This window comes from Acinetobacter sp. V115_6 (assembly GCF_031799025.1).
Taxonomy (GTDB): Bacteria; Pseudomonadota; Gammaproteobacteria; order Pseudomonadales; family Moraxellaceae; genus Acinetobacter; species Acinetobacter pittii.
Map to the genome: position 1 here is coordinate 1,387,978 of NZ_JAVQNO010000021.1, position 21,624 is coordinate 1,409,601.

The 21,624-nt window shown below is 38.3% G+C and carries 19 protein-coding genes; 9 read left to right on the forward strand and 10 right to left on the reverse strand.

From position 1 onward, the window contains the following. Nucleotides 1-52 precede the first annotated feature (52 nt). Both RMA94_RS14945 and RMA94_RS14950 read left to right on the forward strand, forming a co-directional pair. Complete coding sequence (locus tag RMA94_RS14945) at nt 53-613, forward strand: PadR family transcriptional regulator (RefSeq protein ID WP_005069032.1); 561 nt, start codon at nt 53-55, stop codon at nt 611-613. 2 nt (nt 614-615) lie between these two features. Next, complete coding sequence (locus RMA94_RS14950; RefSeq protein WP_002120883.1) at nt 616-1,533, forward strand: alpha/beta fold hydrolase; 918 nt, start codon at nt 616-618, stop codon at nt 1,531-1,533. A gap of 46 nt (nt 1,534-1,579) precedes the next feature. On the opposite strand, the gene RMA94_RS14955 is transcribed toward RMA94_RS14950, so the two are convergent. The 6 genes from RMA94_RS14955 to argC all read right to left on the reverse strand — a co-directional run bounded on the left by RMA94_RS14955 (nt 1,580) and on the right by argC (nt 8,025). After that, nucleotides 1,580-2,635 (reverse strand): 3-deoxy-7-phosphoheptulonate synthase, encoded by a 1,056-nt coding sequence (locus RMA94_RS14955; RefSeq protein ID WP_005073981.1) that lies wholly within the window; start codon nt 2,633-2,635, stop codon nt 1,580-1,582. A 425-nt stretch (nt 2,636-3,060) separates the two neighbouring features. Further along, on the reverse strand, nt 3,061-3,423 hold the full coding sequence (locus RMA94_RS14960) for a YnfA family protein (protein ID WP_086265565.1): 363 nt from the start codon (nt 3,421-3,423) through the stop codon (nt 3,061-3,063). A gap of 3 nt (nt 3,424-3,426) precedes the next feature. After that, a complete protein-coding gene (clpA, locus tag RMA94_RS14965; RefSeq protein WP_017400370.1) occupies nt 3,427-5,703 on the reverse strand; it encodes an ATP-dependent Clp protease ATP-binding subunit ClpA in 2,277 nt (758 codons plus the stop codon). A gap of 9 nt (nt 5,704-5,712) precedes the next feature. Further along, nucleotides 5,713-6,126: an ATP-dependent Clp protease adapter ClpS gene (clpS, locus tag RMA94_RS14970; RefSeq protein WP_002121129.1), complete on the reverse strand. Its 414-nt coding sequence runs from the start codon at nt 6,124-6,126 to the stop codon at nt 5,713-5,715. Nucleotides 6,127-6,135: 9 nt separating this feature from the next. Continuing rightward, nucleotides 6,136-6,894, reverse strand: a complete 759-nt coding sequence (locus tag RMA94_RS14975; RefSeq protein WP_086265567.1) for a DUF6776 family protein — start codon at nt 6,892-6,894, stop codon at nt 6,136-6,138. Nucleotides 6,895-6,969: 75 nt separating this feature from the next. Then, entirely contained in the window at nt 6,970-8,025 is a 1,056-nt protein-coding gene (gene argC, locus RMA94_RS14980; protein WP_086265568.1) for an N-acetyl-gamma-glutamyl-phosphate reductase, read from the reverse strand. Between the two features lie 184 nt (nt 8,026-8,209). Here argC and RMA94_RS14985 point away from each other — a divergent pair, with 184 nt between their 5' ends. Further along, nucleotides 8,210-9,730 carry a hypothetical protein gene (locus RMA94_RS14985; protein WP_311083671.1) on the forward strand — a complete coding sequence of 507 codons (1,521 nt, stop codon included), beginning with the start codon at nt 8,210-8,212 and terminating at the stop codon, nt 9,728-9,730. On the opposite strand, the gene RMA94_RS14990 is transcribed toward RMA94_RS14985, so the two are convergent. Further along, entirely contained in the window at nt 9,727-10,407 is a 681-nt protein-coding gene (locus RMA94_RS14990) for a SprT family zinc-dependent metalloprotease (protein ID WP_119685721.1), read from the reverse strand. The two genes, RMA94_RS14985 and RMA94_RS14990, sit on opposite strands and share 4 nt — an antisense overlap. A gap of 2 nt (nt 10,408-10,409) precedes the next feature. Further along, a complete protein-coding gene (gene rpiA / locus RMA94_RS14995) occupies nt 10,410-11,078 on the reverse strand; it encodes a ribose-5-phosphate isomerase RpiA (protein WP_311083673.1) in 669 nt (222 codons plus the stop codon). 101 nt (nt 11,079-11,179) lie between these two features. On the opposite strand from rpiA, the gene ilvA reads away from it, so the two are divergent. From ilvA to RMA94_RS15010, 3 genes are all read left to right on the forward strand, one after another. Continuing rightward, nucleotides 11,180-12,727 carry a threonine ammonia-lyase, biosynthetic gene (gene ilvA, locus RMA94_RS15000; RefSeq protein WP_170814121.1) on the forward strand — a complete coding sequence of 516 codons (1,548 nt, stop codon included), beginning with the start codon at nt 11,180-11,182 and terminating at the stop codon, nt 12,725-12,727. Between the two features lie 144 nt (nt 12,728-12,871). Then, nucleotides 12,872-13,522, forward strand: a complete 651-nt coding sequence (locus tag RMA94_RS15005) for a TrkA family potassium uptake protein (RefSeq protein WP_033847250.1) — start codon at nt 12,872-12,874, stop codon at nt 13,520-13,522. Between the two features lie 18 nt (nt 13,523-13,540). Next, complete coding sequence (locus RMA94_RS15010; protein WP_311083675.1) at nt 13,541-14,878, forward strand: TrkH family potassium uptake protein; 1,338 nt, start codon at nt 13,541-13,543, stop codon at nt 14,876-14,878. 42 nt (nt 14,879-14,920) lie between these two features. Here RMA94_RS15010 and RMA94_RS15015 read toward each other — a convergent pair whose 3' ends face one another. Then, nucleotides 14,921-16,072 (reverse strand): phospholipase A, encoded by a 1,152-nt coding sequence (locus RMA94_RS15015; protein ID WP_311083677.1) that lies wholly within the window; start codon nt 16,070-16,072, stop codon nt 14,921-14,923. Between the two features lie 20 nt (nt 16,073-16,092). Further along, nucleotides 16,093-19,032: an insulinase family protein gene (locus RMA94_RS15020; RefSeq protein ID WP_311083678.1), complete on the reverse strand. Its 2,940-nt coding sequence runs from the start codon at nt 19,030-19,032 to the stop codon at nt 16,093-16,095. Between the two features lie 382 nt (nt 19,033-19,414). Here RMA94_RS15020 and RMA94_RS15025 point away from each other — a divergent pair, with 382 nt between their 5' ends. The 3 genes from RMA94_RS15025 to RMA94_RS15035 are packed head-to-tail and all read left to right on the forward strand — an operon-like array spanning nt 19,415 to nt 21,378. Beyond that, nucleotides 19,415-20,419 (forward strand): adenosine kinase, encoded by a 1,005-nt coding sequence (locus RMA94_RS15025; RefSeq protein WP_017480985.1) that lies wholly within the window; start codon nt 19,415-19,417, stop codon nt 20,417-20,419. A gap of 16 nt (nt 20,420-20,435) precedes the next feature. After that, complete coding sequence (locus tag RMA94_RS15030; RefSeq protein ID WP_002121079.1) at nt 20,436-20,744, forward strand: Rieske (2Fe-2S) protein; 309 nt, start codon at nt 20,436-20,438, stop codon at nt 20,742-20,744. A gap of 25 nt (nt 20,745-20,769) precedes the next feature. Beyond that, nucleotides 20,770-21,378, forward strand: a complete 609-nt coding sequence (locus tag RMA94_RS15035; protein ID WP_002121106.1) for an OB-fold-containig protein — start codon at nt 20,770-20,772, stop codon at nt 21,376-21,378. Nucleotides 21,379-21,624: the final 246 nt, after the last annotated feature.

A 21,624-nucleotide genomic window follows, 5' to 3' on the forward strand; every position in this document is an offset into this window, starting at 1 on the left:
GTTGCATAATCTCATGAGTCACACTTTACTTTTGCTTACAAACTGGATTGCCATGTCACTTCCTCATGTTTTATTGACCAGCTTGCTTGAACGTCCAAGTACAGGGTTTGAACTCGCCCGCCGCTTTGACCGATCAATGGGCTTTTTCTGGAATGCCACTCACCAGCAAATTTATCGTGAACTCAATAACATGCTTAAAAAAGGCTGGGTTTCCACTTTAGAAAATGAAATGGATAATGGCCGAAAAAAAACCTATCAGGTCGAACAACTGGGTCGTATAGAACTGGCTTCATGGATGACTCAACAAAGTGAACCTGCGCAGCTTCGTGATGATTTGATGGTTAGATTGCGTGCAGAAGCACAATTGAGCAATAATCAGATATTACCTGAACTGTTAAGGCATCTTGGTTTACACCAAGAGAAGCTCAAACTTTATCAAAGTATTTATGATAAAGATTTTAAAGACAGTGATGATCTAAATGACCGTGTGTTATACATCCACAAAATGATCTTAGAACTTGGAATTACGATGGAAAGTGAATGGATCAAATGGTTGGAACAAGTCATCCCTCAATTAAAACGCTTTGCCCAAGATAACCCATCTGGAGAATAGCCATGCCGTATTACACCATGCCCGATCGGGAAAATTTATTTGTACGCCGTGTTGGTCGTGGTGAGCCTGTTTTGGTTTTATCTGGCCTTGGCATGCAAAGTTGGCAGTGGCTACCGTTTATTTATGCAAACCGCAAAGAATATGAGTTTATTATTCCAGACTGGCGTGGTTTCGGTGGGTCAAAGAATTGTGCAATTCCCGAGCAAGATGCCATTTCTAGTCATTGGCAAGATGTTGCTCATTTGATAGATCAATTAAAACTCGATAACTTTATCTTGATGGGTTATTCAATGGGCGCGACAACTGCCATGCATGGCATGAAACACGCTCAACTGGCACAGCAGTTAAAAGCCTATTTACATATTGATCAGACACCGAAAATATCAGTAGATTCAACTTGGGAATATGGTTTATTCGGCCCTCTTCACACTCAGTTCAAACAACTATTAAATGATATTTATCAATTATTGCTAAAGCATAAAAACGCCAAATATCTTTATGAACTATCTCTTCCAGATCGACAAGAACTAGTCCGTCTATGGGTAGATTTTATTGAGTTACAAAGTAGCAATCCATTTAGTCCACTAGTTTTTAAAACAGCTTTAAAACAGCCTTTTCTACAAAAATATTTATTACCTATTCAACGTTTGGATTACTTGTTTTGGTATGTTGAAAATTATCTTTATCACAATGAAGATTATCGAGAAGCAATTCAGCAGTTAGCATGTCCTACCACTTTTTTTATTGGTCGTAATTCGACACTTTATCCAGAAACTGGTCAGACACTGATTGCACATAGTGTTGAGCATGCAAAAGCAATATATTTTGAACGTTCAGGCCATACACCTTTATTAACCGAACCCAAAAAGTTTGGGCATGAAATCACTACATTCTTATCCGAACTCAAGCATGCTTCTTAAAAAAAAGGGATCTATTTACAGATCCCTTTTTAAAGCCCATAAATAATTAAGCGGAATGAGCTAATTCTTTTGTCTTTAATTGCTTCGAGACATTTAATAAAAGCTGCTCTGTTTTTTCCCACCCTAAACAACCATCAGTTACTGACTGGCCATAAGTCATATCACAAGAAATCTTTTGGTTACCATCAACCAAATGACTTTCAATCATGACACCTCGAACTTGTGTTTTTAAACGTTCAGCAACGATTTGCTGTAAAACTTCTGGCTGACGCAATGGATCCTTACCGCTGTTACCATGACTACAATCAATCACCAGTGCAGGTAAATTTTGTTTGTATTTTTCGCGTATCGCCTGAATTGAAGCTAAATCGTAATTTGGCCCATGATTCGCACCACGCAAGATCAAGTGCGGTAATGGGTTTCCAGCACTCTGAATCACTGAAGGCAAGCCTTGTTGATTCATTCCTAAAAATTGATGTTCATTTTGCGCGGACTGAATCGCATCTAATGCAATCTGAATTGAGCCATCAGTACCATTCTTGAAACCAATACTGTATGGCATATGACTTGAGATTTCACGGTGAATCTGAGATTCGCTTGTTCGAGCTCCAATTGCACCCCAAGCCAATAAATCATCAAAATAGCCAGTTGCCATTGGACTTAAAATTTCACTCGCAATTGGCAAACCCTTTTCAATAATTTGTAGGTAGAGTTCACGAGATTTTTCTAAACCAAGTTGTAAATTTGATGAACCATCTAAATTTGGATCATACATGAACCCCTTCCAACCCACTGTGGTACGTGGTTTTTCAATGTATGTACGCATAACGATAAAAATCTGATCTTTAACTTTTTCTTGTAATTTTTGCAGTTTTTCAGCGTATTCAAGTACTGCAACTGGATCATGAATTGAACAAGGCCCTGTAATTACCATTAGACGATGATCTTTGCCGTTAAGAATATTTTGAATAATTTGGCGGTGTTCGGCAATTTGACGTGCGAAAGAGTGTGCAAGCGGGTATTTCGCTTTTAACTGGATAGGTAAACTAACTGGTGTTTCTTTTGTATTGGTTTGAGTCAGTAAAGTATTTAGGGCATTCATTGGTTTTTTCCTTGGGACTGCAATCTACTCAGTCCGATCATTTATTTGAGCGTTTTGGATCTATTCGTTGGTAAAGGTAAGCAAAAGTAAAACCAATAAAAGTTGCTAAAGTATGAATAAGTCATGTTGTTCATTTTAAGTTCCTCGATTCTAAAAAGATAAAGCATAAAAAAACCTGATCGGGGTTGCCGATCAGGTATTAACTGTGATGGGCAACTTTCTCATGCCCGAATACGCTCAGGCAACTATCTAAATTGCCAAAAGTAATAGTAAGCGTTAGTGTTCACAGATTGATTTAACATCTTTATCTCAAATATTAAAAAATGTTCCTTAAATCTAAAATACGCATTGTTGATGAGTTTGACAAGTCTTTTTTTTGAAAAAAACTTCTTATTTTCTCGCTTAAGATTTGATTCAATGATGCATTAACGAATCAACCCTTGAGGTTGCAAAATAATTAAACCAGCTCCACAAAGCACAATTAGACCACCTAATATATCCCATCTTGTTAATCCCACCTGGTCAACAAAGCGTAGCCACATAAGCGCAGTAAAAATATAGATACCGCCATAGGCCGCATAAATGCGTCCAGAAGCTGCCGGATGTAAAGTCAACAGCCATACAAAGACCGCCAAGCTTAAAATAGTAGGTAGCCATAACCAAGCCGACTTCCCTTCTTTTAAAATCAGATAAGGAAAATAACAACCAAGAATTTCAGCAATTGCCGTGATAATAAATAACCCGAATACGCTCAGTATTCGGGTTATAGTAAAACTCTCAATTAACATAACTTATGCTGGTTCTGCCGTATGATGATCTTCAAATACTTCAAGTTTTAAGCCGACAGCTTTGCCATCTTCTTTTTTCACCGATACAGCCACATTACCACCATGATCTGCAAGTTCACCAAACAGAATCATTTCAGCGAGTGGTTTCTTCAAGTGCTCTTGAATGAGACGTTGCATTGGACGAGCACCCATCAAACGGTCATAACCATTTGTAGCCAACCAATCTCTCGCACTTTGATCAACATCAAGAACAACTTGTTTTTCATCCAATTGCGCTTGTAATTCTGTTAAGAATTTGTCGACTACAGACTCAATCACAGTAGTTGGTAATGCTTTGAATTGAATAACACCATCTAGACGGTTACGGAACTCTGGAGAGAAAGCACGTTTCATGGCTTCTTGGTTATCAGAACTATGATCTTGTTCAGTGAAACCAATACTCGCGCGAGAAATACTTTCCGCTCCAATATTCGTAGTCAAAACAATAATCACATTTCTAAAATCTGACTTACGTCCATTATTATCCGTTAAAGCGCCATGATCCATGATTTGTAGCAATAGATTAAACACATCTGGATGTGCTTTCTCAATTTCATCAAGCAACAAGACACAATGCGGATTTTTATGGATCGCATCAGTGAGCAAACCACCTTGGTCATAACCCACATACCCTGGAGGTGCCCCAATTAAACGTGAAACTGCATGACGTTCCATATATTCAGACATATCGAAACGAACAAGCTCTACACCTAATAATTTAGCGAGCTGCTTAGTAACCTCGGTTTTACCTACACCTGTTGGACCAGCAAAAACAAAACTACCCACTGGTTTATCTGGTGACTTCAATCCAGCACGAGATAACTTGATCGCTGAACCTAATGCAGTAATTGCTTCGTCTTGACCAAACACCACACGTTTTAAATCACGCTCAAGATTTTCAAGCACTGACTTATCATCTTTAGACACAGTTTTTGGTGGAATACGAGCAATCTTAGAAACGATATCTTCGATATTCTCAACAGTAATCAAGCTATCATCACTTTCAGCTTTCAAACGGCGCTGAGCACCTGCTTCATCGATGACATCAATTGCCTTATCTGGCAAGAAACGATCATTAATGAACTTAGCAGAAAGTTCTACAGCTGACACCAAAGCCTTATCGTCATATTGTACGTGGTGGAAATCTTCAAACTTAGTTTTCAATCCACGTAAAATATCAATCGTTTCAGCAATACTTGGCTCATTGACATCAATCTTTTGGAAACGACGTGATAACGCATGGTCTTTTTCAAAAACCTGACGATATTCTTGGAAAGTCGTTGAACCAATACAACGTAAAGTACCATTAGCTAAAGCTGGCTTAATAAGATTTGACGCATCCATCGTGCTGCCCATACTTGAGCCTGCACCAATGATCATATGAATCTCATCAATGAATAAAATCGCATTTGGATTTTTCTTCAATGCATTAAGCAATTGTTTTAAACGTTTTTCAAAGTCACCACGATATTTAGTTCCAGCAACCAATGCACCAATATCTAAACTATAGATCTCAGCCTGACTTAAAGGTTTAGGTGCTTTACCGTTCACAATTAACCATGCCAAACCTTCAGCAATCGAGGTTTTACCCACACCTGGATCACCTACAAGCAATGGATTGTTTTTACGACGGCGGCATAGAATTTGTGCTGTACGCTCAATTTCTTTTTCACGACCAATTAATGGGTCAGTTTTGCCTTTTTGCGCTTCAACATTTAGGTTCAGTGTATAAAGCTCTAATGGCCCTGCATTGCTTGCGCTAGTTTCACCCTCAATATCTTCAACTTCTTCTTCAACTTGCACTTCATCTTTACGTGTCCCATGAGACAAGTATTGAGTCAATGTCAAACGATTGATTTGATGACGTTTAAGTAAATACACAGCAAAAGAATCACGCTCTGAATACATTGCGACCAAAACATCTGCACCCTCAACAGTACGATCGCCGCCACTTGATTGCACGTGGAAAATAGCACGTTGCAAAATGCGGTCAAAACTTTCTGTTGGATGAGGAGCTTGCTCGCTATTTTCGCCAAGCTTAGGAGTATGTTGTTCTACATATTCTTCTAATTCTTTACGCAAAGAAACTATATCAGCCCCACATGCTTTTAATGCATTCACGGCTGAATCGTTGTCGAGTAGTGCTAATAATAAATGTTCAACTGTAAGAAACTCATGTCTCTTTTGACGAGCCATGCTAACAGCCAAACGTAATGATACTTCTAATTGACGACTGAGCATGTAACCCCCTTATGCTTTAGGCTCAATCTGGCAAAGTAATGGATGACCTTGCGATCGAGCGTAATTATTAACAAGGTTTGCCTTAGTTTCCGCGATGTCTCTTGGATAGACTCCGGCAATACCTTTACCTTCATAGTGTACTGTTAGCATTACTTGAGTTGCTTGGTCAAGATTCATTGCAAAGTATTGTTGTAAAATTTCAATTACAAAGTCCATTGGAGTGTAATCGTCATTCATTAATACAACTGCATATAATGGGGGACGCTTGAGTTCAGGAGGAGCTGTTTGTACTACAACCTCTCCATCATGATCTTCGTTTTGCGAATCACTTAAGCGTGGATGGAAGTGCCAATCGACATAGCCAGACTGCTGAAAAGAAGCCTTGATATCTTTTAAGTTTGTTTGACGCTTATTTGTTCGCATAGGATGTTACTATTGTGAATTTGCTTCAGCTTGAGGAATTTCTGCCACGAATGCAGAAGATGTTTCGACAGGTTTACCACGCTGCCAACTAAAACGTTTAATAACTGGTGTTTCAGAGCCGCCTGTTAAACGCACTTCAATAAATTGAGGCGTGAAACCTTTAGGCATCGTCCAACGACCTGTCAAACGCTCAAAGTCAGTAAAGTTAAAGTTCTTCGCTTCAAGCGGTACAACTAAAACCTCTGTATCTTTGATCAATCTTATTTCAACCGATCCTAAAGCACGGCGTTTACTTGGACTTACTTGCACTAAGTCTAGCTGATATTCATAAGCATTTTCAGGTAAAGGCTTAATTGCCAGATTTTGAATCGTTAAGCTTAAACCACCGCGCTGTCTCAAAATCTCACGGTAGATATTACTCATACCTTCTTGCTGAGTCTTATCGGCATTCGCTTGATTAAGCGCTTCAAACAGATCATTTGCATTAGTCACAGCTACATCACGCTCTTGTACTGCCGAGTTTAGGCTTTTGTTAACTGCATCTAAAGCTGTTTTTTGCTTTTGCACTACCTCAACCAATTGCTCCGCATCTGCATCGTAACCAACAACAGTTAAACCTTGACGGTGCCCAATTGTATAGCCGAGCGCAAAACAACCACTCATTAAAATGGCAGCACCAATAAACAAAGGCTTATTGGTGTTTAAAAAATTTTTCTTTTGCAACGAACTTTCTGCCGAAGTCGTCTGTCCAGAGTTTTGCATCGTCATCTCAGTGTTCAAGATCAGAGTCAAGACACACATTTAAATCGAAATTTAAATGTGTGTGAAGCAAAAAAGAGTTTTTTATGGTAATAAACCAATCCCTTGTAAGCCTTCGTCTTCATTAAAGCCAAACATCAGGTTCATATTTTGTACAGCTTGACCAGATGCACCTTTTACAAGATTATCCTGAGCCGCCAAAATAATCAGTTTATTTGGTTGTGGTTTATACAAAGCAATACGAAGCTCGTTTGCACCGCGCACACTACGTGTTTCAGGTGAACTATTCGCAGGCATCACATCTACGAATTTTTCATTAGCATAGAAGTTTTCATATAAAGCTTGTAAGTCTGCCTGCTTACCCGCTTCCGTTAAATCTACATAAATTGTACTTAACATACCGCGAATCATCGGTACTAAATGCGGAACAAACAAGAGTCCTTCAAACCCACCTTTTTGTTCTGCAATATTTTCTAGTGCTTCTACAATTTCCGGATGATGACGATGGCCTGCAACACCATATGCTTTAAAGTTATCTGCATTTTCACTGTAAATCATGCCTAAGCTTGCTTTACGGCCAGCACCAGAAACACCAGATTTCGCATCAATAATAATATTTTTGGTTTCAATTAGTGCTTGTGCTGATTTTAATAGTGGCGCTAAACCTAATTGAACAGTAGTCGGATAGCACCCAGGGTTACCAATCACTTGAGCTTGTTTAATTTTTTCACGGTTTAACTCAGTTAGACCATATACAGAATCTTTTAATACATCTGGGCAAGCATGCTCCATGCCATACCATTTTTCAAACTGTTCAAGATTTTGTAAGCGAAAGTCTGCTGCTAAATCAATAACTTTAGTTCCAGCTGCGATCAAATCTTTGGCATGCTGCATCGCAACACCATGTGGAGTTGCAAAAAATACAACATCACACTCTTTTAATGCATCAATGTTTAAATCTGAAAATTGAAGATCTGTATGTCCACGTAAATTAGGGAACATATCTGCAACTGGTTTGCCCGCTTCTGTACGTGAAGTAAGAACTCGAACCTGCGCTTTAGGATGTCGTAATAAAATACGTAATAGTTCAACGCCTGTATAACCCGTTCCACCAACAATTCCGACAGAAATCACGTGCATTACCTCAATTTTTGAATCTATACTTGGGCAGTAGTATGACAGGATGTCCAAGCTTACAAAACCATTTCATGCTTGGTAATTTTAATTTTTTTAATTTTAACGACAATCAGATAGCACATACTGAACTGTCATAATCACATAAATATCAGCAAATAAATACCAGATTAATTTTTGGAGAGCTAGGATGCTTCAACAATCAAAAGAAAGAAAATTATGTAACTACCTTGGCTTGAGCACATTAATTTTAAGTGTAGCCCTTGCTGGTTGCGGAGGTGGAGGTAGTAGCGGAGGCAGCTCACCAAGTACTCCGGCACCCGTGGATCCCACACCTGAAGCAACAACTGATGTTACTTTAAAAACCCCTGTAGAAATGCGTAATATCCAGCTTAAAGTATATGACAACACCAACAATGCTGTTTTAGTGGATACTTCAATTGCGAGTTTAAACAGCTTTAATGTCAAAATTCCTACTACAAAATTGAATCGTGTATATCGCGTAGAAATTACAACTCAAAGTTCATCTCAAGTGTTTGACCCAATTACTTCACAATATCAAAATTTGTCAGGTATTTATCATGCATTTATTACACCGAATACGGTAAGTAACAGAACCCAATTCATCAGCCCAAGCAGTGAAGCGGTTTATCAAAGAGCTATCATCCGCTCAGGGCAACTCCCTCAAGAGACTGTTGACCCAACCCGTATTGAACAATTACATGTTGATTTAGCAACTCAAGATGTCTACAAATCGTTAATGAACGCATTTAAAGACCCAGCTATTCCTAGTTTAAGCCCAGCTAATACATTAACAATTTTAAATTTACAGCAGTATTCAACTAAACAACCCACCACATATGTGGATAGTTATCTTAGCTTTGGTTACTTACAATATTGGTCAACAATTCATGGCGGAACAAACATTTACCAAGAACTCGTTAAAAGTTTAGCAACTGATTTAAAAGATGGTTTTTTGGATGGTAAAAAACTTCATGGGGATCAAACATCCTTTACCCCTATTTTTACTGCTGCCCCCGATAATATTGATCCAATCAAAAATACGCTGTTAGATATTGCAGCTAATCAAAAAGTAACGCGCGATTACTTTGGAACCAACCTAAAAGCATCTACTTTGCAATTGGCTCAGGCTAATTCACAACAGTCTTTAGATCAGACGGGTTATGAACTTCTACAAAAAAAACAATATACAGGAATTGTTCCTACTGTAAATTCAATGACATTTATTCGCATTGACGGTGCGGGAGATTACCGTAGAGCTGTTGGGTTTACTACCACAGCGACGTGTAATGGATCAAACTATCCATGCAAACAAGGTTTAACTAGCATCAATCTATCAGATCCAAACCTACCAGCTACAGACTATTTAGTGGGTCACTATGAAGACACCTCAACTGGATGTCAGCTTAATTTTCGCGCGAACGGTCAAATCGACTTAAGTAAAGGTTCACAAATTTATCGTGCTGCTTTAAGTGCTGATAGTACCGATAATTTATTGCAAACAGATGCTGCTAGTTCAAGTTATTTACTCAATTTAAGTTCAGCCGAACCAAATAACACGACGCAACAATACAACTTTATCCAACTATCTATTAAAGCAAATAAGATCATTAGTGCTACAGCAGGTTTAGATAGCCGAAAAGCACCCGATAGCTTACAAACACCTCAACTAGAATGTAGTTTTAGTTAAGCTGAAACATACCACCATGCAGGCAATGGATTTGATTTAAGTTGTCTGCGGTGTTTTTGAAAATATGGATCGTATTTTTCAACTTCTGCCCAAAATGCAGGACTATGGTCAAAATGTTTGGTATGCGCCAACTCATGAATAGCCACATAGCGAGCAATTTCGTGTGACATCAGCACCAATCCCGCATGTAGCATAATATTATGCTGGCTACTACAACTTCCCCACCGAGTTTTCGGGCGGCGAATTGTACACTCCCTATAAGCCAAATGAGTGTGCTCACTTAATTCTTTCAAAAGCTCTGGTAATTCTTGTTTCGCATAGGCAATAACTGCGTTTTGCAATGCCAAATAAGGCTGTGTATCTTTAATAAATAAAGAGTTGTTTTCCCAGTCGAATTGAAAAACACGATGCTGCTTTTGAACAATCACTTGAAATGGCTGTTCTTTATTAAAGAAATAAATTTCAGAAGGAATATCAATGGACGCCGATTGGACGTTTTGTTGTTTATTCCACGTTTCGGTTAACCATTGTTCAGATTGCGCTAAAAAATGCTGAATTTGCTTCTTACTGCAAAATAGCGGAACAGTAAGTCGTATAGACGCAGGCTCAACACGTAAGCGCAATTTTCGTGCTCTTACGTGTCGAACGATTTTAATCTCTGGCATTTTTGCAGACATTACTATGCTGTACGCTCTTCAATACCATTATTCGTTGCAACAATTGCAATCGTTGCTGGATTTAACGCAAAAATACCGTTAGTTACCACACCAGGAATATTGTTAATTGTTTTTTCAAGTTCAATAGCATTTAAGATATTAAGATTGAAAACATCCAAAATAACATTACCGTTATCTGTAACTACACCTTCACGATAAACCGGATCACCACCTAAACTTACCAATTTACGAGCTACAGCCGAACGCGCCATTGGAATAACTTCTACTGGAAGTGGAAAATCACGTCCAAGTTGATCAACCCATTTTGAATCATCAACAATACACACAAATTTCTTAGCGATTGATGCAACAATTTTTTCACGAGTTAATGCTGCGCCGCCACCTTTAATCATATGCATATGGCGATCAATCTCATCTGCACCATCAACATAGGCATCTAGGCTACCTACATGGTTCATATCAACCACTTCAATACCAAGTTTTTTAAGACGATCAGCTGTTGCTTGAGAACTTGCCACAGCTGCTTCTAATTGTAATTCAGGTAATAAATCAATTAGAAAGTTTACGGTACTTCCAGTCCCAACACCCAAAATGCCACCTCTGGGTAAGTGTTTTAAAGCAGCTTTCGCAGCTGCTTGTTTCTTTTCATCTTGGGTTGCATATAGGCTCATTACATCACTCAACTATTTTTTGACATTTATGCGCCAATAAACGGCGCAAATGCACAAGGGTTTGCTACAATAATTTCCTATTTTAAACTGTTATAGGGAAGATGAACATGCTGTCTCGTGTGGTACGACAAATTTTACAAGCAACGGTTTATGATGTTGCAATTGAAACACCTCTCGAAGCAGCTCCACGAATTAGTCAAAAATTAAACAATACAATTCGTTTTAAGCGTGAAGATTTACAACCCGTTTTTTCTTTTAAATTACGCGGTGCCTATAACCGTATTAGTCAATTACCTAAAGAACAACTCGAACGTGGGGTGATTTGTGCCTCTGCTGGCAACCATGCTCAAGGCGTAGCATTGTCAGGACAAAGACTAGGAATTCCCGCTATTATTGTTATGCCAAGCACAACACCTGACATTAAAGTTCAGGCTGTTAAACGCTTAGGTGGCCAAGTCGTGTTACATGGCGATAGCTTTGATATCGCAAATAAATATGCTCAACAACGTGCAGAAGTTGAAGGTCTTGTATTTATTCCACCTTATGACGATGAGCTTGTAATCGCAGGTCAAGGCACAATTGCCAATGAAATATTACGTCAATGGCGCGATGTAGAATACGTATTTGTTGCTGTAGGTGGTGGTGGCCTTATCTCAGGCGTAGCTGCTTACCTTGGTGAAGTTGCACCGCACGTAAAAGTTATTGGTGTTGAATATGAAGAGTCTGCTTGTTTAAAAGCAGCTTTAGAAGCAAATGAACGTGTAATTTTGCCACATGTAGGCTTATTTGCAGATGGTACAGCTGTTGCACAAATTGGTGCTTTACCATTTGATATTATTCGTTTGCGTAAATCTGATAATTCAGGACCGATTGTTGATCCTGATATTGTCACTGTGAATACAGATGAAATCTGTGCAGCAATTAAAGACACATTTGATGAAAACCGCAGCATTGTTGAACCTTCTGGAGCAATGGCTTTAGCGGGTATCAAAAAATATATTCACGAGCATAAAATCAGTAATAAAAATATGGTGTCGATTGTTTGCGGCGCCAATATGAATTTTGACCGCCTACGCTATATTGCCGAACGCACCGAGTTAGGTGAGCAACGTGAAGCGATTTATGCAGTTACCTTATCTGAAGAAAAAGGCGCATTCTTAGGCTTCTGTCGTGCTTTACAAGGTCGCAATATCACTGAGTTTAACTACCGAGCGAATAATACAGATGAAGCGCAAGTATTCGTCGGTATTAGTTTAAAAGGTGGAGATGCAGAGCGTCATGAAATTTTAGAGCAACTTAAACAGCAAAACTATGTAGTTGATGACCTTTCTGACGATGAAGTTGCAAAATTACATATTCGTTATTTAATTGGCGGTCACGCAAATCTAGATGATGAAAGATTGTTCCGTGTTGAATTCCCTGAACGTCCGGGTGCGCTCTTAACTTTCTTAACTCGTTTAGGTCCAACCCACAACATTACCCTCTTCCATTACCGTAACCATGGTGCGGCAGAAGGACGTGTGTTAGTGGGCTTACAAGCAACTGATGCGAAACAAAACCCTGATGGATTGATTGAAACACTCGAGCAGATTAATTATCCGTATGCAGAAATTACTGATAACGTCGGCTATAAACGTTTCTTAAAATAATCTTTGGTTTTGATAAAAAGCCGACATAGTTGTCGGCTTTTTTATACAATTCTTTTTATATTTCTGGCATCTTTACATTGCTTCTCTTTATCTTAAAGAAAATATCCTTAAAAATAATGATCTAACTAGGAAAAAAGGACCAACATGGCACAGTTTGCAGTCATTGGCTTAGGTAGTTTCGGAGCAACGGTTGCTCAGGAACTCACAAAATTAAATCATGATGTTATTGGCATCGATACGGTCAAAAAGAATGTTGAAAATCTTGCCGATGTTTTAACTCATGCCGTCATTGCTGATGCCACTGACGAACATGTGCTTGACGAACTGAATATACAAAATTGTGACGCAGTTGTAGTCGCAATTGGTGAAGATATTGAAGCCAGTATTTTGTGTGTGCTGAATTTAAAAAATCTGGGAATTGAGAAAATTTGGGTTAAAGCAAAGACCAAAGCTCATCACACCATTTTGTCACACCTTAATATCAATAAGATTATTCATCCTGAAGAAGATATGGGGGTAAGAGTTGCTCAAGCTCTGAACTACCCTATGGTAAGCCGTTATATGTCTTTAGAAGATGATCATTACATTATTAAAATTGAGATTCCAGATAAACTTAATGGCATCAATTTATATGGCATTATGCAGCAAGCGCCTCAAGTCAAAACATTGCTCGTGAAAAGACAGCAACAGATTTTGTTTGAGACTGAAGAAAATTTCACTTTGCAAACACATGATATTCTTATTTTAGAAGGTCATCTACCTCAGTTAAAGAAACTTTCTAACTGCTTCATATAAGAAAACGAACTCTAGAATATGTCTATATATCCCAAGCTCCATAAAACGTTAAATTTAAGCCCGCCTTCACTTTTAGCGCTAGGGTTTTTAGGCTTTATTATCTTTGGCACTTTATTGCTTAAATTACCATTTGCCAATACAGGCAATGTCAGTTGGATGGATGCGCTGTTTACAGCCACTTCAGCAGTAACAATTACGGGTTTATCTGTTTTAAATATTCATGAGTCTTTTACCCTGTTTGGGCAAACTATTATTTTATTACTGATCCAGTCTGGCGGTTTGGGGTTTATGACTTTTGCGATATTGGCGGCATTAAGCTTGTCTCCTAAAGTCGGTCTTAAACAGCAAATGATGGCTCAAGATAGTCTCGGACAAACGAGTCTATCAAAAGTTACTTTTGTTGCTAAAGGAGTTGTTACCTATACCCTTATTTTCGAACTGATTGGTACAATTATTCTCACGACTGCTTTTACACCAACATACGGGTTTGCACGTGGTTTATATTATGCGGTTTTTTATAGCATTTCCTCTTTTAACAATGCAGGTTTTTCATTATTTTCCAACAGCTTAATGAATTTTCAAAGCAACTATATTATTTGTATAACCATTAGCATCCTTTACACTTTAGGTGGTCTTGGTTTTTTAGTGCTCATGGATATTAAACAAAACAAAAGATGGAAAAAACTGACACCAAATAGCAAGCTTATTCTTACCACCATTGCAATTATTAACCTCATTGCCTTTATTTTAATATGGGCTTTAGAAGCTCAAAATCCCGCGACTTTAGGGACGTTAAACTCAGGTGAACAAGCATTAAACGCTTGGTTTCAAGCAACAGTTCCACGATCTTCAGGCTTTAATACCATTGATACGGGTGCAATGACCAACAGTAGTTCCTTACTGATGATGTTACTGATGTTTATTGGTGGTGGTTCACTGAGTACAGCTGGTGGAATCAAAGTTGGAACCTTTGTCATTTTAGTACTTAGTGTAATTTCATTTTTACGGCGCACAGATGAAATTCGAATATTTAATCATTCAGTCGCACATGAAACCACTTATAAAGCTTTAGCAGTCACTGCAATTACGAGCATACTCATTTTCATGGGATTCTTTATTATTTTGCTTTTAGAGCCTAAAGCAGACTTTATGAACTTGTTATTTGAGGTTGTTTCCGCAGCGTGTACTGTAGGGCTTTCTCGTGGAATAACACCAGAGCTACATAATGGTAGTTTGTTCATTTTAAGTTTATTGATGTTTGCTGGGCGACTCGGCCCATTAACACTGGCATATTTAATTGCCACTCCGAAAAAAAGTCGACTCAAACACCCTCAAGCCAACATTCAAATTGGTTAATAAAAATGCCGCTATAAAAGCGGCATTTTTACAAGTAAGGACTTAGTACCAATTCATGAGTGAAACACCCAAGCCCGCGTAAGTTGCTCGATGGTTATAATCAATCAAGCTTTCACCATAACCGTTAAACAATTGGAAATGTCCACGCAGCTTGCCACTAATCGGGAAAGCCCAGTCAAACTGAACAGCGCCATGAGAATCATCACCACCTTTTAAAGAGTGACGCAGCATTAAAGAGAAGTCATTTTCCTTCCACTTATAAAATGCTGTTAAATCACCACGACCGATGTAATTTTCCATATCAGGGTTATTATCGTCTTTGCTGTCTTCTTCAATGCGCACCCACGGACGAAGCATTAAAGCAAAGTTCCCGCGCTCTAACCCCACATTAAAGATTACACGGTTCCAGCTACGAGATAATGGATCTGAACGACCATTTGACTGGTGATTTAAAGTGACTCCAAGCAAACGACCATCTAGACCAAGCAATTCATAGTTCGTTCTAAACATTAAACTTGCTTCTGGCTCATAGTTCGTTTCACGAAATGGACGAGATTCTTCAGCATTAAACGTCTGCCAACGTGAAGATTGGGTATACCCCACCCACAAATCACCATTATTTCCAAAAATATTTTCCCAAGCTTTCGTTTTTAAAGAAAGCTGAAACTTACTTTCGGTCGATTTCAAGTTTTGAGCTGTATTTTCTACATTGTTGGGATTTGGACTGGTTGGTAATTCATTTTTATCACTGGTCCAAAATACAGGTAGTAAATAGACTGGCTGATAAGCACGAATATTCCAAACACCTAGCTTACTTTTTTCTGATAACTCCCAACGTTGATCTAACAAAGAAGTAGTAGGTTCAAGTGTAGGCGCTTTACCAATCACTTTAATATTACTAACTGTATCTACCACCTTCTCTTTAAATGTTTCTGGTTGAACAGCAGGCTGATCAATTTTTTTAACAGGCTCAGGTACTACCGCGGCTTGCACAACTGGTAGAGCTGCTGGTTTAAATACAGAGTCGTAACAAGCCAGACGATCAGCATTTGAAGCAAGAGCAACACATGCATCAACTGTCGCAGGGGTTACAGGTGCCAAGGTGTCAGCATATGTCACAGACGCACATAAACAGCTAAGCACGATTCCCATGCTTAGCTGTAAAGATGTGCGTTCAAATTGTCTGAACGCCATGTTCATCTCCAATTTTTATTTTAATTAACTTGTTGAATGGTAAAACCTAATTGCTGCAATTCATCACGTTTTGCAAATGGCGCAACTACAGCTTTTACAGGAGTTTGTTCTACTAAATATTGACGAGCAACACGTTGTAAATCTTCCAATGTTACATGCAACAATCTTTCACGCAAAGTATGGCGGAAAGCTGGTGTTCTTGCATGCAACAATGCATAACATGCTGTAATCGCTTCACCTGCTGGAGAGCCTGGTTTATCCATACTTGCCACTAAACCAAGAATCGCTTCTTCAAGCTGATGAGGTTGTTGCTCTGTATTTAATAACCATTGCACGCTTGCTTCAAAGTCTTTAAAAGTCTCTGCTAAACGTGGATCGCGGTAGCTAAAGAAACGGAATGAGCAGGCATTTCCATCATAACTAGCACCGCCGCCATAAGCACCTCCTTTTTCACGGATAGCACTGTGCAAGAATCCGTTACGTAAATAAGCTGCCAATACCATTAATGGAGCCGCATCTGGATGTGATACTTCTACGGCTTGATATGCAGACGCACAGAATTGAACGTTTGCCTGAATTAACCATGCTTCATGATTATTATCATTAGCTTGTTCTACTTGAGTTAACTCAGTTGTAGCTTTATCAACATTCAACTTATCCCAAACATTCTGGATTTCTTCAACCAAACGTTCTGATTGATGTTCTTCACACACTAGTAAGAACTGTTTAGGTGCTTGCAACAACTTACTATGAATACGTTTTAATTCTGCAATCAGCTCATCGTAAGCGGCATCATCTTGGGTAATTTTAGTAACAAGCTCACCCAACCAATTCAATGCACCTAAACCCGTGTTTTGATAGTCACGTTGAGCCAGGGCACTCATGTTACGAGAAGCAATCTGCATCGCATAGCTGTGACCTGAACCAGATAAACGAGATTGCCAACGTGTTTTACGTTGTTGCAATAACTCGATAATTCGTTCTTTCTCATCAAATCGGAGCTGTTCAAATGCTAATTTTAATAAATGAATTGCATCAAATTTCTGAGTCAACGATTTAGTCGTTAAAGTCAGCCAAGCACTAATTTTATCTTTATCATCAACTTTACTACGTAAAGAGGCACCCATTCCTAAACCACCACTTACAGCGGTTTGTAAGTTTTGTAGTTCAAGATAGCCATATTCGCCTGCACCTACTTCACCCATCAAAATAGAAAGCAAATTGAAATAAGGCGACTTCACAATATCTTCAGGGATCTGGATAAGTACTTGTTGATAGTAAATGCCGTTAGTACCCGCATGGTACAAGTTCAACGGCGTATCCATACGATTACAAATAATTTCGCGTAACTGACCTTGCACAATATGCAAGTCAGCAGGTACATCTTCCAAACCTACTTTTGGCAATAACTCAAGATTATCAGGAGTGTCCTGACGTTCCTCTAAAGCCTTAGTCTTAGCAATGATTTCAGCCTTATCAGCATCAGTTAGCTTTTCACCAATAGCTGCTAAGCGTGCTTTTTCAGCTTCTTGCTCTTTTACAGACTTGGTTGGGTCTGGAACTAAAGTCATCTGTACGCGATGAGGGTTATCGAGCAAATGTGTTTGAATCAGATTTGATAACCACATTGGGTCCTTCAACTCTTCTTTAACTTGTGCAATTGCGCTGTCAACATCCCAAATTTGGATTGGATCATTATGGTGAATCGCACCACTTAAGCCATTTAAAATTAAACTTAAGCCATAAGGTGTACCGTCGCCATTAATTTCACGTTGATGTAACTCGATTTGATGCAAAATTGCATCGACTAAATTACTATCAATTGGTTTTGCAGCAACCTCACGCAGAATATTTAAAACACCCTCTCTAAAGCTTTGCGCATGTTCTGGATTTGAACCTTGAACACCACAGTAGAAAGTCATTTCAAAATTACTATCGTCTACGCCCATTAATGGACCTGTTGATTGAGCGTAGCCACAAGTTTCTAGGTAATGACGCAGTGGCGAAGCTGAATTTTCTAATAAAATTCCTTCAACCAAACGCATTCCTAAACGCAATTTAATGTCATTTGCCTCTGGTAATAACCAAGATAAAACATGATAAGTTTTATCTTTTAAATCATCACTATCAACACCATAGTTCTCTGTTACTTCAATTGGTGCAGCTAAACGTTTTTCAGGCTTAGAATATAAAGTTGTTCCTGCCGAAAACTTATGTAGAGCTAGTTTTTCAAATTGCTCTTGTAATTCATATGCTGTTTGATTACCAAAGGTCATGAATACAGCATTACTTGGATGGTAATGTACTTTATAAAAATCGACTAACTGCTCATACGTTAAATCAGGAATATCTTTCGGATCACCACCAGAGTTGTAATGATAGGTCGTTTCAGGAAATAAATGATGGGCCAACTGATGATAAAGTTGGTCAGACGGTGCACTCATCGCACCTTTCATTTCATTAAAAACAACACCTTTATAAACAGGTTGACCATTTTCCAGTTCAATACGAATACCTTCTTGAGCAAAATCAAGTGGATTCAAATTGGCAGCAAATGCCGCATCAAGATAAACAGAAAGTAAGTTTTGAAAATCTTTTTTGTTTTGAGTAGCGAATGGATATGCTGTCCAATCTGCTGCTGTAAATGCGTTCATAAAAGTATTTAAAGAACGACGAATCATTAAAAAGAATGGATCACGTACCGGAAACTTTTCAGAGCCACACAAAGCCGTATGTTCTAAAATATGTGCCGTGCCTTTAGAGTCCATAGGCTGTGTTCTAAAAGCAACAAGAAATACATTTTCATCATAATCAGTTGCCAAGTGATAATGCACCGCACCTGTGACTTTATGCTTATATTCAGACACTAAAATATCTAATGCTTCTACATGGTGCTGACGTAGCAACTGAAACGCAGGGTGAACAGTTTGAGAAATGGTTTCAGTGACATCTACAGTCATGTGATCTCCTAACATATCGGATAAGTGAATAAGTCTCATTATAGCCTGAGTCAGCTTGAGATTGGCGAACAAAAGCCAAGTAAAATACTATGTTTTTGTTGAGTATTAGTTTTCATTGGCACGGCTTTGATATCAAGCACATAGTCATGAATGTTTTATCCTAACAGAACAAAAGCTTTTAATTCTATGTATATGTTAGGTATTGAATTAAAAAGCTTATCAATTTTATCTTAACGAGCTATTTTCGAATCTAAAGAATATTCACACAACAATATTTTTCCACTAATTTTTGATTTAACTGAATTTTATTCAACAAACTACAGCAAATCCAAGCAATGGTGTAAACTTAGCAACCTGATTTTTTTATTTTGTGACAACACATATGGCAACTGTAGATCTTTTTGCAATTGGTAATGCATTAATCGACCAAGAATTTAAAGTGTCTGATGATTTTCTTAGTCAACAAGGTTTGCAAAAAGGCACCATGCAGTTGTCCGATGGCGACACTCAATCTGCTCTTTATGCAGAGTTAAAACAGCATCAAGATTACAAAGGTCAAGCAAGTGGTGGTTCTGCTGCGAATACTACTGTAGCCTTTAGTGCATTAGGTGGAAGTGCTTTTTATGGTTGCCGCGTTGGTAACGATGATTTGGGTTCAATTTATCTGCAAGGTTTAAATGAAGCTGGCATCCAAACCACTCCAAAGTCAATTAGTGAAGGTGTAACAGGCACCTGCATGGTACTCATTAGCCCTGACTCTGAACGTACGATGCATACCTATTTGGGCATCACTGCTGAACTTTCTCAAGATCAAATCGACTTTGAACCGTTAAAAACAGCAAAATGGCTTTATATTGAAGGTTATCTTTCTACAAGTGAAACAGCGCGCAAAGCTGTAAAACAAGCCAGAGAAATTGCAAAAGCAAATGGCGTTAAGATTGCTTTATCTCTTTCAGATCCTGCCATGGTGCAATACGCTCGCGAAGGCTTAGAAGAGCTCATGGATGATGGCGTAGATTTACTATTTTGTAATGAACAAGAAGCCTTAATGTATACAAATACAACAACTGTTGAAGATGCTCTTGCTCAATTACGTTTTAAAAATCATACAGTAGTCATTACACAAAGTGCTAAAGGTGCTTTAGTTTCTAACTCTACTCAACATTTCCATGTTGCAGGTCGCCACGTAGAAGCCGTTGATACAAATGGTGCTGGCGATGCATTTGCAGGCGCATTCCTATACGCCCTAAACCATCATCAAGATTTGAATGCTGCTGCACAGTTAGCTGTCTTAATTTCTAGTGAAGTTGTTTCTCAGTTTGGCCCACGTTTAGCGATTAATGATTATGCTAAACTTCTTGAAAATTTTCAGAAGGAATGTGCTTGAAATGGAAAGGATCTGTATGACGGAAGAAGTTCCTGAGCGTGAAGCTAGAGCTTTTGACACTTTACAAGGAACTACTATTTTCATTACGCAACGTGATGGCGCATTCTATGCTTATCAAAACTTATGCCCTCACTTGCAAACAGAGCTTGAATATTTAGAAAATCAATTTCTTGATCAAGACCAAGAGTATATTCAATGTTCTACCCATGGTGCTTTATTCACTGTGGAAACAGGCGAATGTATCTCAGGACCATGTTTAGGTGATTTTTTAAATAAAGTTGAGATTAAAGTACATTCAGATGGCGGTATCTATATCGTAGACTGAAGCGATCAACATTAGAGTTTCTGCCATGGCTGATTTCTTTTTCAATTATTATCTTATGCCATTTCACTTAAGTGTAGTGGCTTTGATATTACTCAGCGTGGTAGAAACCATTGGTATGTATATTGGACTTCGTCCAAGTCAATTACTCAAAAAAATTGCGCCTGTTTGGCTTTCTAACTCGCCACTACTTAACGTTAAATTTTCTAAAGCTTTAATTTTCGTTTTTTTACTTATCAATTTTAGTTTTGCAGGCTATTTTTTACAGCTCTCTTTCTTTGCAATCCAGCATTATTTTATTTCACCATTTTATTTAATCGTCCCAGCTCTTGTCATCGCAATCTTTTTTACTGTGTTCATGATTCACTGCCTTGACCAAGTAATTAAACCAAAGCTTACTCATACAAACTATAATCTTCTAGGACGCTTAGCGACAGTTTCTAGTGGTAATGCTAGACCTGGATTTTCTGCCCAAGCGCGAGTGCGTGATGAATTCGGCCAGCTCCATTATGTTCAAGTCGAACCAGAATACGGCGAACTCGAATTATACTCTCAAGTTATCCTTGTCAGAGTACATAAAAGCCATTATGTAGCCAAGAAAATTTCTGTATCAAACGATCTTTTCGCCCCCGATTAAATTCTCACTACCATTCTATTTATTATTTGCTGCTTTTTGCAGGCTTTATTATGACTATATTTTATTATTTTCTTTTTAATTAATTATTTATTATTCCAACTATTTTAGTTTGAAATAGTATTTATAAATATAATATACAACCATTTTAGTTGGTATTAAATTAAAACAAACTATTTTAATCAACTTAATATTTTTATTTACAAGTGTTTTAGTAGGATTTAATAATCAATTCAAACTATTTTAGTA